Genomic DNA, 11681 nt, shown 5'->3' with positions numbered 1-11681 from the left:
CTCAGTAGTCCTCCGGGAGTGCGCGCCGAGCGTTCTCCAGCTCGGCAATCGCGTGCTTGATTGCCCCGTATTTTTCCTCTACACTGATGTCCTCGAAATCGCTGATCATCGCTCGTGCGTTGGCGACTGACGCATCAGGGTCGCTCATGCCGTGACCTCCGTTGGGTGGGGGATCGAACCAGCGAAGTCCTGAACATCACTTGCGTCGTCCATCCCCCACTCAAATCGCTCCGTCGCCTTGTCGTAGAGGCGGTCAGAAGCCCACTCCAGCGTCTCTTCATCGTCGAAAGCCAGAACGACCTTCGTGTATCCTGCTACGTGTTCTTGTTCTTCTTCGTCGTAATACCGAGGCTCTTCTTCCACCACCTCGATGCCGTTCGCTTCTTTGGGGCCGGGTCCGAGCAGGTCGAGGTCTTCCGCAGCTTCGGGCCAACCGGTGACCGTCAGCGTCGTGCCGTCCGACATCTCCTCTGTGAACTCTACGTGAACCCGGCCATCGTCTCCATCGATGATGGTTCCGCTTGGTGCCATGTGCATCTTCATCTACCGTTCCCAACCACTTAGTTCTACTTACTAAGACTAAGCAACCCTTGGTAAGTAGAACTAAGTGACACCGAGTCCTACTTAGGTACACTAATGAGCCAAACCGCGGAAGGGGAGGACATGACCAAATACCAGTTCCAGATAGACGACGACAAATGGGAGGACTGGAAGGACACCGTCCCCCGAAGTAAGAGCCTTGAACAACGGATTATCGAACTAATCGAGGCCGACACCGAGGGCCGCGTCCAAGAACCCGAGGACGAAGACTGAACATTCTCTCGCGGGGGCAAGTATATAAAGTATAAATGATTAGTAGCCGGTTGTGTCAGGATCGGTCCCCGTCATCGAGTCAGCCTACGACGAGCGGCCCACCAAGCCGCCGAGAGGCGACGGGACCGACGGAGAACTAATTCTCGCCGGTATCATCGACAAGCACAGCGGCCCGATAGTCCGCGAAGAGGACCAGTACGAGGGCCGTGGCGACGAACACGCGCAGACCGTCGCGCAGGCGCACGTCTACCGCCTGCTGACCGGACGCTCATACCACGAACTCGAACTTCACCTCAAGAATAGCCCGCGAGTCCGTCACTACCTCGGACTCGACGGCGTGCTTGACCACACCTCGTTCTCGCGGTCGTGGAACAAGCAGTTCTCCGAGGGGACGCGGGCGTTCCTCCGCGAATACTGTACGTGGATTCAGGACGAGCTGCGGAAGCTCGGCGTCGCCGAAGTCGAACCGTTCCTCCCGGGCGACGAACCAGACCACGACGAACCGCTGCCGGAGATCCCTGACGGCGAGATCGCCGAGAGCATCGAGCACGTCCGAGACATCATGCTCGGGACGACCGACTTCGACCGCGGCCCGAACACGTCCTACGACGCCGGCGAGATTTTGGACGTCGGCCTGGACGCCAGCCGCGAACGCGCCGAGTTCAACGCTGTCCTCGAAGAGAACGGCCACGACCCGGCGCTGAAGACGGTGATGAACGCCATCAAGAACCGGAGCGGGAGCGAGTGGCAGGACGCCTTCGAGACCATCAACGACCGCGTCCTGAACGCCGCGAAGGGCGCGGGGATGCTCGACCGGCCCGTTGAGGGCTATCTTGACATCACGATCATCCCGTTCTACCCGCAGAACAGCGACCGCCCCGACAAGGCGCGCGGGAACGCGAACAAGCGCGGGACGATGCACGGCTTCCACTTCGCCACGCTCGTCGCCCACGACCAGGAGCACGACAAGGACCTCGCCGTCGCCGTGACATCGTACACGCCCGAGATGAAGCCCTACGACCTCGTGAAGGATCTCGTCGGGCAAGCGCAGGAGCACTGCTCGCTAAAGTCCCTCTCGTTGGACTCGGACTTCGCTACGGCCCGCATCGTCCAGTTCCTGAAGAACGAGAACATCACGTGCACGACGCGACTGAAGCGGCGTGGCGAGCGTATACAGGGCGTCCTCGCGTCGATGACCGGCGAGTACGACGACTTCGACAATTACCGGCTGAAGTCCTCGGAGAATAACCTGAACGTCCCGGTTCGCGTCGTCGCCGAGCCCGATTGGGACAACGCCGACGAGGAGACGCTCCAGCGGGAGATCGAGAACAACCAGCACACGTTCGACGAGTACGGCGACTCCGAGACGCACATCCCGGACGTCGAGGACATCCCGAAGGAGATGTGGGAGTGTCGCCGCCCGTACGCGACGACGCAGGACGAGATGAGCGCCGAGAAGACCGTCCGCCGGTACAAGATGCGCTGGCGCGTTGAGAACTCGTACGCGGACAAGAAGCGGGCGCTGCTCGGGAAGACGCAGTCCCGCGACCACGGCGTCCGCGTGTTCCTCTTCTGGCTCACGACGGTCCTGTACAACGGCTGGATGCTCACGCGAGCGTTCCTCCGGATGGACTACCCGAACCACGCGCCGCGTGACCGGCCGCCGGTGACGCTCCGGCAGTTCATCAAGGACATCGTCCAGATCGAGTTCGGGTAGCGCCTGATTCCCTCCTCGGTTCGCCAGCTCGGGAGCGGCGGCGCTGTTCTACCTTGCTGTTTCTTGTCCACGATGTGGTAAGTAGTCGCTTCGCCGGTCACAGTCGGCGGTGATCGGCACGGTGAGTCGGCGTCAGAAGGGGTCGAAACTGGCCTCTGCTCGTTCAAACTTCAACGTACTTCATACTTCTATTTTCATTTCCTTAGTATATATTTTCCCGGTGTCTCACACTTCATCTCGCTGGGCCAGCGCATCCACGACCTCGAGTCCGTGACTCGCGGCGATCTCGTGAGCGAGTACCCACGCGCGAGCCGCCCGTTCGGACTGTTTCTCTTTCCGTCGCCAGTGGTAGTCGACCAGCGCCTCGATGACCAGGAGGTCTTCCTGTAGTGTTCGGGAGTGCATCGCCGTCGTTGGCCGCGGCTTCCCTGATAAATCGTCGGGTTCCACTTTCACTTTCGCCGTGTTTAGAAAATCCTTATCCGCCAACGGTCCATAATTGAATTATGTCGTTCGAAACGGACGGGTTCGACGAATTGCAGGATCGACTCGAGGGAATGAAAGAGGGTGGCGAAGAACTCGAGGGTGAAAACAAGATTTCGTTCGATGGGTTGTTCACGACCGGATTCATGCAGAAATACACCGACTTCGAATCGTTCGGTGAACTACTCGAGGAAAGTCAGTGGGACGTCGAATCGGAAGACGATTTCCTCGAAATCCCCGACGACGAGTTCGACGTGTACATCGCCGAGCGAACGACGTTCGAAAGTTGGGAGCAGATGTACGGAAAGGCGGCCGAAAATCGGATTGGGGAACAACTCGGCTTCTAACTGGCGCCTCTATTCTTTTCTTCCCTCGAGCCACGCGTCCAGCTCGCCGAGCGCGCCGTCGGCGACCACTAGATGGTCGTACTCCGGCGGCTGGTGGCGACCGACCGATGGCTTGCGCAACGTCGCGTAGTAGTGGGGCTCGTCGAGCGAGACGGTCGCGCCGGTGACGGCACAGACCTTTGATCCGGAATCGTTGGTCGTCCGCCGGGCCACCGTCGAGACCTGCCAGTCGGGCTCGCGGTCGGGCGGCGATCGGCCACGGAAGCGTTGGGTTCGGGACTGGGACATGCGCGAGTAGTGGTACTCGAGTCGAATCAGTCCATCGGGCAGGAAAGCGGATGAGAGTAGAGCAGTGCAGTCCGTGTCTGCCCTGTCGACCGGGTCGCAACCGGCCGTGTAGAACGCCACCAGAGTAAGAAATAGGATTTCGGACTGGTTGCAGAGAGTGATAGTCTCCGACGCGGGGGAACCAGCGTATCGCCTACGCGCCGGGCACAGTTCCAGGCTCAACGCCGGTCGGACCAGTCACGACCTCGAGACTGCACCCGGGGCAGCGGACGGCGAATCGGGACGTATCGTCGTCCGATGTCTCGGTGGCCAGCCGCCAGTGTGAATCAGGATCTGTATCGAGTAGCTCGGACTGGACCTCGAGCGATTGCTCGTCGATCAGTCGGCCGGCTGGGTCGTCCGGTTCGAATCCACACCGTGGACACTCGTCGGGGAGGTCAAAATCGGGAAGTGGTGGCCCTCCCGACGGCGGCTCCACCATGTGGCCAGGGCTGGCAGCCGTCTCCTCGGCGACCGCAGATGCGACCGGGTCCGGCGCCTCATCGCGGCCGGATAACGGCGACGGCATACCCCAGCCTTCGAACGGATCGATTTCACCTCTTCCGGTCCCGTTGTGGCCGCCGACATGGTCGATCGTTTCTTGTATATCGTCGAACAGCGCCCCGCAGATGTTACACCGGCAGTTCCCGTCGTCCCGGTTTGGTGGCGTCTGGATGTACTTGTAGTCCAGATACTCGAGATACGTCTCGTCGTACTCGGCGGTCGCTTCGAAGAGACCGCGGACCCACCCGCCGAGGGATGCGATTGCGTTTCGGATTGGCATGGCTGGTCGCTTTCGTTCAGATATCTTAAATCCCTCGCTGGGCAAGCTCAGAACTCTTTCCGATCGCCCAGCCACTCCGGCGCAAAGTCGACCCCACAGTCGGCGTGGTAGATCGCCAGATTCGCCTCCAGGTCCGTCACCAGGTAGTGGTCGATGACCTCGAGCAGTTCGTCGGCCCGATCGCCGCCGTCGGCGACCGCCTCGAGATACGTCGGCCCGAGTTCCTCCCCGAAGCGCGTGTTCGTCACGGGAGCGCCGCCCCACTCGGTGACGGGTTCGGGATAGTCGTAACTGGCGAGACACTCCTCGAGTTTCGGCCACTTCTTTCCCGTCCGGTCACAGACGGCCTTGCGGTCGGCGAACACGTCGATGTGGGGCTCGAGGTCGGCGTCGGCGACGGCGTTGTCGGCACCGAGGCGATACAGCCGGTCGGTCAGAAAGTCGAGATCGAACTCGATGCCGTTGTACGAGACCACGGCGTCGGCGCCACAGGATTCAACGAACGCGAGCGCGTCGGTGATGATCTCCGCTTCGTCGTCGGCACTCTCGCGGTGGAACGGTTCGTAGGTCAGCTCGTCGGTCGCCCGATCGTGGATCGCCACGCCGACCGAGACCGTCTCGCCCTCCGAGGCTTTGTAGTGGGTCGTCTCGATGTCGAACGTCGCGAGTCGATCGTAGCCGGCGTCGTCGCGGTCGTATTGCATACATTGAGTGTCACGCTCGACTAGGAAAACAGTATCGGGGACTACGGCTTATTCCTCCCGAGTGAGTCGGGTATGTGCCTCGAGTACGATAAGCAAGACGGCACAGAGTACCATCCCGAGACTCGCAAGAAGAACGGCAAGAGCCGTCAACTGGACAAACAACCCGATGTCTGACGTAATCGGGTGGGTGTATAACCACAACGACACCAGCACACAGCCGACCGAGGTGGACCCGACGATCGCCGCTTGGCGATTGGTGAGTCGGCCCGCCCCTTCTGGGTAGACCGGTTCCGAATCAGTCTCTGACGCGAGTGGATCACCGCCGAACCCGTCCAACAGGCCGGGCGTGTCGTCGTCTGTCGCCATACCAGAGTGTTCGGAGAACTGCCGGATAAACGTCGCGCCGACTACTCGTCACTGGTCCGCTCGCGAACGTCCTTCGCGATCATATTCGGACCGATGTAATCGGTGAACACGACGACATTGAGGAATAGTGCGAGCACAAGGACCGTCGCGAGGAACGCCCCCGCGCCACGCGACGGGCCAAGAGCGTCGATGAACACGCTCCGGACGGCGAGGACACCGTCGGCTACGATCGATTCCTCTGGTGGGTAGAAGAACCGGAAGGCGAGCGCCCACACGCCGTATAAGACGACCAACCCCACGACAAGAGCGAAGAGATCTCCGAGTTGGCCGCGGTCATCGTCCGTTCTCATACCAGGTCCTCCATGTCGGGATTCTCGAAGTACTCAGAGAGTCGGGCCAGCGCCGCGCCGATCGCCGCGTTCAGGATAGGATTCCACCAGTCGACGGACGTCGTCCCACTCGAGAGGAACGCGTAGGCGATCGCAACGACGCCGACCACCGCGGCCAGCCACGCGACCAGCGAGCAGAGTCCGGTCGAGAGTGACAGATAGTAGCACCACGTCGATGTCTGTGCGTCGATCCGTTCGGCCCGCTCCCGAGCGGCTTCCGAGACGCGCGTCTCGCCGAACTCCGAGAGTGGGCCCGGCGGTCCGTCGGTGTCTGTCGCCATACGTGAGTGTTCGGAGAACTACCGGATAAACGTCGCGCCGACTACTCGCCGTCGTGCTCGCCGTCGGGAATTACGAACATATCGCCGTCGGCTTCGCCCGTGTATTCGGCTACCGTCTCGTCACAGTCCGGGCACTGGATACGGAGCGTGTAGGTGCCGTCGCTCGAGGTCGTAGTCGTCGACTGCCAGAACGAATCGGGCTGTTCGCCCAGTAGTTCCGCGCGCTTCTCAAGTAGTTCATCCGGCCCATCGGAGAGGTGGGCGTCCGGGTAGTCGGGTTCGAATCCACAGTTGGGGCACGCGTCGGGATTCTCGAGGTCACGTTCGGGCGTGTAGTCAAGCCCGTCATCGGGATCGTGTGCGGACTGGTAGGAGCGGCCACCGGCGGGCGTCTGTGTTGTGCCAACCGAAACCGACTGGTGTCCGAGTTGTTCCGGCGGGATTGAGGATAGTCCGTCCGTGAACGACTCGATTCGGTCAGCGAGGTTGCGGTCGTTGCTCATATCTGAGACATCAGTCTGGGTGGGTAAAAACGCACCGCTGACAGACCACCGATTCGCCTGGATTCGGAACTCTCACCGACCCAAGCCGCCGGTAGTCGGGGATAGCCTTAACTATGTGTTATGCGTAACTTACAACTATGATTTCGGGCACCTCGCATACTCGAGGCCGCCGGAATCAGGTGAGCTACGACATGAGCCAATCCCAACAGGCGGCAAGACCGATCGGACGACTCCGACGCCAGCGCGACCCGCTGGCCGACTGCGACGACGACCAGGTGATTCGGTGTGACGATCCGACGACTGGCTGGCGGTGGTACTACGAGGTTCGTGGCGACGGGCGGGTCGAACGGTTCCACGAGTTCCACGGCTACGAGCAGGAGGTCATCCCGCACGAGCACGCCAGCGAGACCGCGCACTTCGAGCGCGTCGAGAGTGTGGCGGTCTCGAGGGTGCACCTCGAGGTTGCGCGGGGTGAGCTGTAGATGGGTGAGACCTCCCGCCGAGAGGCATACGAACAGACCAAGTGCGAAATCGTCGAGACAGGGGCAGGGGCGGAAATTCCGGTCTCGACGCCAGCGGGATACAAGGCCAGCGAGTCCGTCGATCCCGCGAGGCTACAGAACGCATTTACCAGACGCGGGTACACGTTCATCGCCCCGTACCGAGAGGGTGGACACCTCTCCTCGAAGGTCTACGATAGCGAGACGAACGAGTTCTTCCACATCAAGGTGAACGAGTCGCTCGTTCGGATCTTCCCGAAGAGCCACGACTTTTCGTTCGCGACGTTCGACCGCGCACTCGACACGCTCGAGCGTCGCGTCGGGGAGGTCAACTACGTCCCACAGGGCACGGGGGGCGATCGCTAATGGCGGGCGTCGTCCAATCCCCCGACGGTATCGTTACGGCCGAGTGCGAGCACTGTGGCGTCGTCGTCGAACGCGACCTCGAGCAAGCGGGGCTGACGGTCGCGGAGAACCGGGAGATCGCCGAGTCGGTCGCGAAGAACCACGCCCATCGGTGTCCCGCAAGCGGCGAGGGGTGGTCGGAGGCAGTCGCCGTCGACGTGTCGATCGACGAGATGGTACCAGCGGCACCGCGGGGTGTCGAGAGTGAGTGAGACCATCGACCTCGAGTTGACCGTCAGCGACGCACAGGACCTCTCGGTACTGGCCTACCAGGAGATCGCCGACGGGATCGCCGACGCCGTCGGTGAGCCCGACAGTGCGGGTGCGTTCCCCGAGACCGTGCAGATTCAGGGCGAACTCGAGATAACGCGGACCGACTCGAGTGAGTGACCAGCGGCGCTATCCGATAGTATTTTCGCGTAATAGTGAGTCGGCAGAAAATGGCGTGTCCGGGGCTAACGGGCACGCCGCCCGTTTCCTAGTCCGAGCGTTCAGTAGCCGTGCGTAGTGTACGCTCGTCGTCAAGGACGAACCCCATGTCTGGGTGCCCCTCCGAGACGTGATCCATGTAGTTCTGGAGCTTCTTGTCACGGTCCTCGAGTCCGATGTTCTCCGTGATCTGGCACTCGCAGAACTGGCAGGTGAGAAGGTCACTCATCGCCCTCACCTCGGAAATTGACTGATACGTCCGCGTCAACGGCGAGGAACGACTCAAACTCCTCTTTCAGAACTCCGCGGTAGTCGTCTGCATTCAACTCCTCGGCTTCTTCGGGGACAGGGAAGTCAACCTCAACGTGAACGCGCTCAACACCGCTCATCTATCGATCACTCTCCGTGTCCTCGTAACGGTCGATAGCAGCTTGCAACTCAGCTGCATACTCCTCAAGATGCTCTGCCTTCTGTCGCAGACCATCCACTCCACCCTCGCCCATCCGGACGTATGCCCACTTCGTGTGGATGTCTGCGACGGCTTGGAGTGACATATCGATCCGATTCTCAACGGCGAACTTGGGGTTGAGACCGTTGATCGATTCTTCTGGGTCGTGTTCAGTATCGTCGCTACTCATTGCGATCCCTCCGTTTCCGTGTCTTGTGTCCGGTTGATCGCCTCGCAGACCGACCTGAGGATCACCCTTCTACTCGCCCGGCGGTAGAACGAGTGGTGATCGACCAAGTGCGCTGCGTAGTCCTCTGCCGTCATCCCGATGAACGGGACATCACAATCGGCTACCCGACACGAGTCGACTCGAGCATCCGAGTCTTCGATGTTCACTCGAATCGTCATACGGGCCGACCGTTCGGTCTGTTCTGGTAGGCTCATCGATTGTCCTCCGTCTGTAGGTCACGGAACGGACGACCTGCGGCAGAGTCAACCGAGTGCGGCGTGCATTTGTCCATCTTGCCGTGTTGCGGCTTTTCGCACCCTTCGATAGTGCAAGTCTCCTGTTCAGTACCGCCTGAGGCGTTACCGGATTCGCTCATCAGGCCACCTCCACTCTCGAGCCCTCGACGCGGCCACCCTTCACGAGTAGCTCGCGGCAGGGTCCACAAAGGCCCAGATTCTTCCCATCGACCTGTTCCTGGCACCGACTACGTCCGCTGCTACAGATATCGCACGGAGTGTCTTCGTTGCCGTCGTCCGTCGTATCGTGTCCTGTCATAGTTTCTAATATGCGTGAAAATCCTAGTACGTTTCCCCGACTATTCCCCGAACTCAGCGAGCACGACCGTCCGCTCGCCGTCACTCCATTCGACGCGCTCCACGTCTCCCGACACAGAGACCCGGTCGCCCTCCTGAATCTCCCCGTCGCCCCACGACTGCGTGCCGTCGGCGGTGACGATCGTCACGCGGGCCGCGTCGAGCCGGTCGCCGCCGACGTGCTCGAGGGTCGTGGCCGTCCGGCTGGCCGAAGCCGAGAAGTCGGCCGTCGGCGCGTCGGGTTCGTCGGTGGTCTCGAAGCTGGGTTCTGTGGGCATGTCCATCATGAGCACGAAGCCGGCGACGGTGGCCGCGAGTAGTACGGTGATAATGAGCAGTGCTACGGTGCCGATGACTGGGCTGATCGCCCGTTGGGTGTTCGTTGCCATTTGGTTTCGGGCGGGTTTCCCCGCCCGAATAATAGGTCACGCTGGAAGACTATAATAGTATCCAATATCTGTATCCAGTATCCAGATACAGTATCTATAGTAGTGGTTCGGATTCGGTCGCCGGATTCAGAACTCGCCAGACGTGTGGAATTGGTCGCGACCGTCCTTGCCGGCCTGAATCACGTCCTCGTCGACTTCTTTCAGTCCGATCCGAACCAGCGCCCGAAGGACACCGGCCCGCGTGTCTGTATCATCCTGGTCCCAGCCGAGTTCCTCGGCGGCCGCGTCGCCGACGTCGGCGAGTTGGTTCGCATCCTCGAGTCCGTGGAACAGCGCCGCGAGGTTTTCGTCCCGAAGCGTGAGATTCGAGGAGCGGTCGCCCTCGTCGATCTTTTCGTAGGCGTCGGCTACGGCGTCCTCGAGTTCGGGCGTCTCGTCGGCGTCGTCGTTCTTTTCGACCGCGGCCTCTGTTTGGGAGTGGCCGCCGTCGGTTTCGTTCTTGTGCTGGTCGATCAATTCTTGCGGGTCTGTTTCTGTGTCGTCAGTCATTGGTCGAGTCGGGAGAGTAGGTCGTCGGTCAGTTCGCGGTACGCCTTCCGAGCGCGCTGGCCCGTGTTGTATAACTCGTCGTCCTCGTAGGCGAACAGCGTCCGGCCGTCGGCCTGTCCGTTGGCGATGTTCGCCGATTCGGCGACGGGCGATCCGGCGATCTCGGGGTAATCGGTCTCGAGTTGGTCGACGAACTCACTCGAGAGGTTAGTCGTCCGGTCGACCATCGTCGCAAAGACGAGCTGCAATTGCGGCTTGGCAGCGTGGTCGCCATCGGTGGCGATCGTCTCGAGTTCGCCCTCGAGATTCTCCAGTTGGGTGAGTTCGAACGCGCCGGGTTTCAGCGGCGCGACGACGTTCTCGGCAGCGTGCAACCCGTTGATCGTGATATTGTCCTCCTTGCCCGGCAGGTCGAACAAGACGAGGTCGTACTCCGGGGCAATCTCGTCGTGGATGAACGTCTCGAGCCGGTCATATCGATCTTCACGCGGGACGTTCGCAAGATTGTTGTCTTCGGCGGCGAGGCCGTTATCGGCCGGGATGAGGTCGACGCCCTCCGTGGTCTCGTAGACCATCCGATCAACGAGGTCGTCGGCGCTGTCCCGAAGGAGTTCCCACTTGTCGCTGAACACAATCGAGACCGGGACGTCCGGGTCGGCGACGTCGTCGGCGAGTCCGAACTGGGTCGCGAGGTCGTTTTGCGTGCCCGCCAGATCGATCAAGACTGTCTCGAGATCGTGGTCCTGGTAGGCCGCGACGCCCATGTGGGCCGTACTCGTCGTCTTTGCGATGCCGCCTTTCGGGCAGTAGGTAGCCGCGGACAGTATCTCGTCGGTCATCGGTTCTCTCCTCGAGTTGGTGCGATCATATACAGATACTGGATACGGATACGGGATACATATATCTTATTCAGACAATCAGCGGATCGTCGCCAACATACCGCCGGAAGTGTGCCCGTTCTGCCATTGTCCACGGAGTTGAGTTCGGGTGGTCGTTTCGGACCCGTTTGATCGTTACCCACCGGACGCGATAGCGAGCTTCGTCTTCTGGATATTTTCGAATGATCGCCTGTGCCGTGGCTTCGATCTGAGCGTGGCAACTCCGGCAGAGTGTGATAAGGTTCCGTCTCGAATTGGAGCCGCCATTGTTTCGCGGCCAGATGTGGTGGAGGTGTAGTCGCCGATCGCCAGTCGTCTCGCGTTGGTGTTGTTGCTGGGTCTTTGCACAGAAGGCACAGCGGTAGCGGTCACGTCGGTACACGTCGCGTCGTGTTTGTGCGGGGATGGCGTATCCCATATACAGATACAATATACGGATACAATATCCAAATAGATTGTCCTAATCCTCGATGTGGGAACGGGGTTCAGAAATCAGTACGTCGGTCGCGTGCCGCTGGCAGTGCACGAGATATGCCGCCGGCCACTA

At 60.8% G+C, this 11681-nt stretch carries 24 protein-coding genes; 7 read left to right on the top strand and 17 right to left on the bottom strand.

Annotated features, from left to right (window positions below; genetic code table 11):
• Window position 1: 1 nt before the first annotated feature.
• On the bottom strand, window positions 2–148 hold the full coding sequence (locus tag HTZ84_RS22410; RefSeq protein ID WP_174682859.1) for a hypothetical protein: 147 nt from the start codon (window positions 146–148) through the stop codon (window positions 2–4).
• Window positions 145–543, bottom strand: a complete 399-nt coding sequence (locus HTZ84_RS22405; protein ID WP_174682858.1) for a hypothetical protein — start codon at window positions 541–543, stop codon at window positions 145–147. Before HTZ84_RS22405 ends, HTZ84_RS22410 begins: the two co-directional genes overlap by 4 nt.
• Window positions 544–663: 120 nt before the next feature.
• Here HTZ84_RS22405 and HTZ84_RS22400 point away from each other — a divergent pair, with 120 nt between their 5' ends.
• Together HTZ84_RS22400 and HTZ84_RS23150 are read left to right on the top strand one after the other, a co-directional pair.
• Window positions 664–813, top strand: a complete 150-nt coding sequence (locus tag HTZ84_RS22400) for a hypothetical protein (protein ID WP_174682857.1) — start codon at window positions 664–666, stop codon at window positions 811–813.
• 52 nt (window positions 814–865) lie between these two features.
• Complete coding sequence (locus HTZ84_RS23150; RefSeq protein WP_174682856.1) at window positions 866–2530, top strand: transposase; 1665 nt, start codon at window positions 866–868, stop codon at window positions 2528–2530.
• Window positions 2531–2755: 225 nt separating this feature from the next.
• On the opposite strand, the gene HTZ84_RS22390 is transcribed toward HTZ84_RS23150, so the two are convergent.
• Window positions 2756–2935, bottom strand: coding sequence for a hypothetical protein (locus tag HTZ84_RS22390; protein ID WP_174682855.1), 180 nt, complete (start codon window positions 2933–2935; stop codon window positions 2756–2758).
• A 101-nt stretch (window positions 2936–3036) separates the two neighbouring features.
• Here HTZ84_RS22390 and HTZ84_RS22385 point away from each other — a divergent pair, with 101 nt between their 5' ends.
• The gene (locus HTZ84_RS22385) at window positions 3037–3360 is read left to right on the top strand and encodes a hypothetical protein (protein ID WP_174682854.1); all 324 of its coding nucleotides are present in this window, start codon (window positions 3037–3039) and stop codon (window positions 3358–3360) included.
• 9 nt (window positions 3361–3369) lie between these two features.
• Here HTZ84_RS22385 and HTZ84_RS22380 read toward each other — a convergent pair whose 3' ends face one another.
• From HTZ84_RS22380 to HTZ84_RS22350, 7 genes are all read right to left on the bottom strand, one after another.
• Window positions 3370–3648, bottom strand: a complete 279-nt coding sequence (locus HTZ84_RS22380) for a hypothetical protein (protein ID WP_174682853.1) — start codon at window positions 3646–3648, stop codon at window positions 3370–3372.
• A 193-nt stretch (window positions 3649–3841) separates the two neighbouring features.
• The gene (locus HTZ84_RS22375) at window positions 3842–4471 is read right to left on the bottom strand and encodes a hypothetical protein (protein WP_174682852.1); all 630 of its coding nucleotides are present in this window, start codon (window positions 4469–4471) and stop codon (window positions 3842–3844) included.
• Window positions 4472–4518: 47 nt separating this feature from the next.
• Complete coding sequence (locus HTZ84_RS22370) at window positions 4519–5175, bottom strand: ribonuclease H-like domain-containing protein (protein WP_174682851.1); 657 nt, start codon at window positions 5173–5175, stop codon at window positions 4519–4521.
• 48 nt (window positions 5176–5223) lie between these two features.
• Window positions 5224–5541, bottom strand: a complete 318-nt coding sequence (locus HTZ84_RS22365; protein WP_174682850.1) for a hypothetical protein — start codon at window positions 5539–5541, stop codon at window positions 5224–5226.
• A 41-nt stretch (window positions 5542–5582) separates the two neighbouring features.
• Window positions 5583–5891 carry a hypothetical protein gene (locus tag HTZ84_RS22360; RefSeq protein ID WP_174682849.1) on the bottom strand — a complete coding sequence of 103 codons (309 nt, stop codon included), beginning with the start codon at window positions 5889–5891 and terminating at the stop codon, window positions 5583–5585.
• Window positions 5888–6211 (bottom strand): hypothetical protein, encoded by a 324-nt coding sequence (locus tag HTZ84_RS22355; RefSeq protein WP_174682848.1) that lies wholly within the window; start codon window positions 6209–6211, stop codon window positions 5888–5890. Before HTZ84_RS22355 ends, HTZ84_RS22360 begins: the two co-directional genes overlap by 4 nt.
• Window positions 6212–6252: 41 nt before the next feature.
• Window positions 6253–6714, bottom strand: a complete 462-nt coding sequence (locus tag HTZ84_RS22350; RefSeq protein WP_174682847.1) for a hypothetical protein — start codon at window positions 6712–6714, stop codon at window positions 6253–6255.
• Window positions 6715–6905: 191 nt separating this feature from the next.
• On the opposite strand from HTZ84_RS22350, the gene HTZ84_RS22345 reads away from it, so the two are divergent.
• Genes HTZ84_RS22345 through HTZ84_RS22330 form a run of 4 tightly spaced genes read left to right on the top strand, consistent with a single transcriptional unit; the run spans window position 6906 to window position 8009 of the window.
• Window positions 6906–7196 carry a hypothetical protein gene (locus tag HTZ84_RS22345; protein ID WP_174682846.1) on the top strand — a complete coding sequence of 97 codons (291 nt, stop codon included), beginning with the start codon at window positions 6906–6908 and terminating at the stop codon, window positions 7194–7196.
• Entirely contained in the window at window positions 7197–7580 is a 384-nt protein-coding gene (locus HTZ84_RS22340) for a hypothetical protein (RefSeq protein WP_174682845.1), read from the top strand.
• Complete coding sequence (locus HTZ84_RS22335; protein ID WP_174682844.1) at window positions 7580–7831, top strand: hypothetical protein; 252 nt, start codon at window positions 7580–7582, stop codon at window positions 7829–7831. Before HTZ84_RS22340 ends, HTZ84_RS22335 begins: the two co-directional genes overlap by 1 nt.
• On the top strand, window positions 7824–8009 hold the full coding sequence (locus tag HTZ84_RS22330; protein ID WP_217468463.1) for a hypothetical protein: 186 nt from the start codon (window positions 7824–7826) through the stop codon (window positions 8007–8009). Before HTZ84_RS22335 ends, HTZ84_RS22330 begins: the two co-directional genes overlap by 8 nt.
• A gap of 88 nt (window positions 8010–8097) precedes the next feature.
• On the opposite strand, the gene HTZ84_RS22325 is transcribed toward HTZ84_RS22330, so the two are convergent.
• From HTZ84_RS22325 to HTZ84_RS23235, 7 genes are all read right to left on the bottom strand, one after another.
• Complete coding sequence (locus HTZ84_RS22325; protein WP_174682842.1) at window positions 8098–8277, bottom strand: hypothetical protein; 180 nt, start codon at window positions 8275–8277, stop codon at window positions 8098–8100.
• Window positions 8270–8437, bottom strand: coding sequence for a hypothetical protein (locus HTZ84_RS22320; protein WP_174682841.1), 168 nt, complete (start codon window positions 8435–8437; stop codon window positions 8270–8272). Before HTZ84_RS22320 ends, HTZ84_RS22325 begins: the two co-directional genes overlap by 8 nt.
• Entirely contained in the window at window positions 8438–8686 is a 249-nt protein-coding gene (locus HTZ84_RS22315; RefSeq protein WP_174682840.1) for a hypothetical protein, read from the bottom strand.
• Window positions 8687–9320: 634 nt separating this feature from the next.
• Complete coding sequence (locus tag HTZ84_RS22310; RefSeq protein WP_174682839.1) at window positions 9321–9707, bottom strand: type IV pilin; 387 nt, start codon at window positions 9705–9707, stop codon at window positions 9321–9323.
• Window positions 9708–9833: 126 nt separating this feature from the next.
• Window positions 9834–10256: a hypothetical protein gene (locus tag HTZ84_RS22305; RefSeq protein WP_174682838.1), complete on the bottom strand. Its 423-nt coding sequence runs from the start codon at window positions 10254–10256 to the stop codon at window positions 9834–9836.
• The gene (locus HTZ84_RS22300) at window positions 10253–11095 is read right to left on the bottom strand and encodes a ParA family protein (protein WP_174682837.1); all 843 of its coding nucleotides are present in this window, start codon (window positions 11093–11095) and stop codon (window positions 10253–10255) included. The genes HTZ84_RS22305 and HTZ84_RS22300 overlap by 4 nt, the downstream gene beginning before the upstream one ends.
• 70 nt (window positions 11096–11165) lie before the next feature.
• Entirely contained in the window at window positions 11166–11552 is a 387-nt protein-coding gene (locus HTZ84_RS23235; protein WP_174682836.1) for an HNH endonuclease, read from the bottom strand.
• Window positions 11553–11681 lie beyond the last annotated feature (129 nt).

It is taken from the genome of Haloterrigena gelatinilytica, from assembly GCF_013342145.1.
GTDB classification, from domain to species: Archaea; Halobacteriota; Halobacteria; order Halobacteriales; family Natrialbaceae; genus Haloterrigena; species Haloterrigena gelatinilytica.
Note: the sequence above shows the minus strand (reverse complement) of the source record. Positions and strands in the feature narration are given on the sequence as shown.

What these genes read in the sequence shown, in the direction of transcription:
- HTZ84_RS22335 (WP_174682844.1), top strand. Translation starts at nt 7,580, where the DNA reads ATGGCGGGCGTCGTCCAATCCCCCGACGGTATCGTTACGGCCGAGTGC.
- HTZ84_RS22325 (WP_174682842.1), bottom strand. Translation starts at nt 8,277, where the DNA reads ATGAGTGACCTTCTCACCTGCCAGTTCTGCGAGTGCCAGATCACGGAG.
- HTZ84_RS22345 (WP_174682846.1), top strand. Translation starts at nt 6,906, where the DNA reads ATGAGCCAATCCCAACAGGCGGCAAGACCGATCGGACGACTCCGACGC.
- HTZ84_RS23235 (WP_174682836.1), bottom strand. Translation starts at nt 11,552, where the DNA reads ATGGGATACGCCATCCCCGCACAAACACGACGCGACGTGTACCGACGT.
- HTZ84_RS22310 (WP_174682839.1), bottom strand. Translation starts at nt 9,707, where the DNA reads ATGGCAACGAACACCCAACGGGCGATCAGCCCAGTCATCGGCACCGTA.
- HTZ84_RS22380 (WP_174682853.1), bottom strand. Translation starts at nt 3,648, where the DNA reads ATGTCCCAGTCCCGAACCCAACGCTTCCGTGGCCGATCGCCGCCCGAC.
- HTZ84_RS22305 (WP_174682838.1), bottom strand. Translation starts at nt 10,256, where the DNA reads ATGACTGACGACACAGAAACAGACCCGCAAGAATTGATCGACCAGCAC.
- HTZ84_RS22360 (WP_174682849.1), bottom strand. Translation starts at nt 5,891, where the DNA reads ATGAGAACGGACGATGACCGCGGCCAACTCGGAGATCTCTTCGCTCTT.
- HTZ84_RS22375 (WP_174682852.1), bottom strand. Translation starts at nt 4,471, where the DNA reads ATGCCAATCCGAAACGCAATCGCATCCCTCGGCGGGTGGGTCCGCGGT.
- HTZ84_RS22300 (WP_174682837.1), bottom strand. Translation starts at nt 11,095, where the DNA reads ATGACCGACGAGATACTGTCCGCGGCTACCTACTGCCCGAAAGGCGGC.
- HTZ84_RS22320 (WP_174682841.1), bottom strand. Translation starts at nt 8,437, where the DNA reads ATGAGCGGTGTTGAGCGCGTTCACGTTGAGGTTGACTTCCCTGTCCCC.
- HTZ84_RS22370 (WP_174682851.1), bottom strand. Translation starts at nt 5,175, where the DNA reads ATGCAATACGACCGCGACGACGCCGGCTACGATCGACTCGCGACGTTC.
- HTZ84_RS22340 (WP_174682845.1), top strand. Translation starts at nt 7,197, where the DNA reads ATGGGTGAGACCTCCCGCCGAGAGGCATACGAACAGACCAAGTGCGAA.
- HTZ84_RS22390 (WP_174682855.1), bottom strand. Translation starts at nt 2,935, where the DNA reads ATGCACTCCCGAACACTACAGGAAGACCTCCTGGTCATCGAGGCGCTG.
- HTZ84_RS22350 (WP_174682847.1), bottom strand. Translation starts at nt 6,714, where the DNA reads ATGAGCAACGACCGCAACCTCGCTGACCGAATCGAGTCGTTCACGGAC.
- HTZ84_RS22315 (WP_174682840.1), bottom strand. Translation starts at nt 8,686, where the DNA reads ATGAGTAGCGACGATACTGAACACGACCCAGAAGAATCGATCAACGGT.
- HTZ84_RS22365 (WP_174682850.1), bottom strand. Translation starts at nt 5,541, where the DNA reads ATGGCGACAGACGACGACACGCCCGGCCTGTTGGACGGGTTCGGCGGT.
- HTZ84_RS22410 (WP_174682859.1), bottom strand. Translation starts at nt 148, where the DNA reads ATGAGCGACCCTGATGCGTCAGTCGCCAACGCACGAGCGATGATCAGC.
- HTZ84_RS22355 (WP_174682848.1), bottom strand. Translation starts at nt 6,211, where the DNA reads ATGGCGACAGACACCGACGGACCGCCGGGCCCACTCTCGGAGTTCGGC.
- HTZ84_RS22405 (WP_174682858.1), bottom strand. Translation starts at nt 543, where the DNA reads ATGAAGATGCACATGGCACCAAGCGGAACCATCATCGATGGAGACGAT.
- HTZ84_RS22385 (WP_174682854.1), top strand. Translation starts at nt 3,037, where the DNA reads ATGTCGTTCGAAACGGACGGGTTCGACGAATTGCAGGATCGACTCGAG.
- HTZ84_RS22400 (WP_174682857.1), top strand. Translation starts at nt 664, where the DNA reads ATGACCAAATACCAGTTCCAGATAGACGACGACAAATGGGAGGACTGG.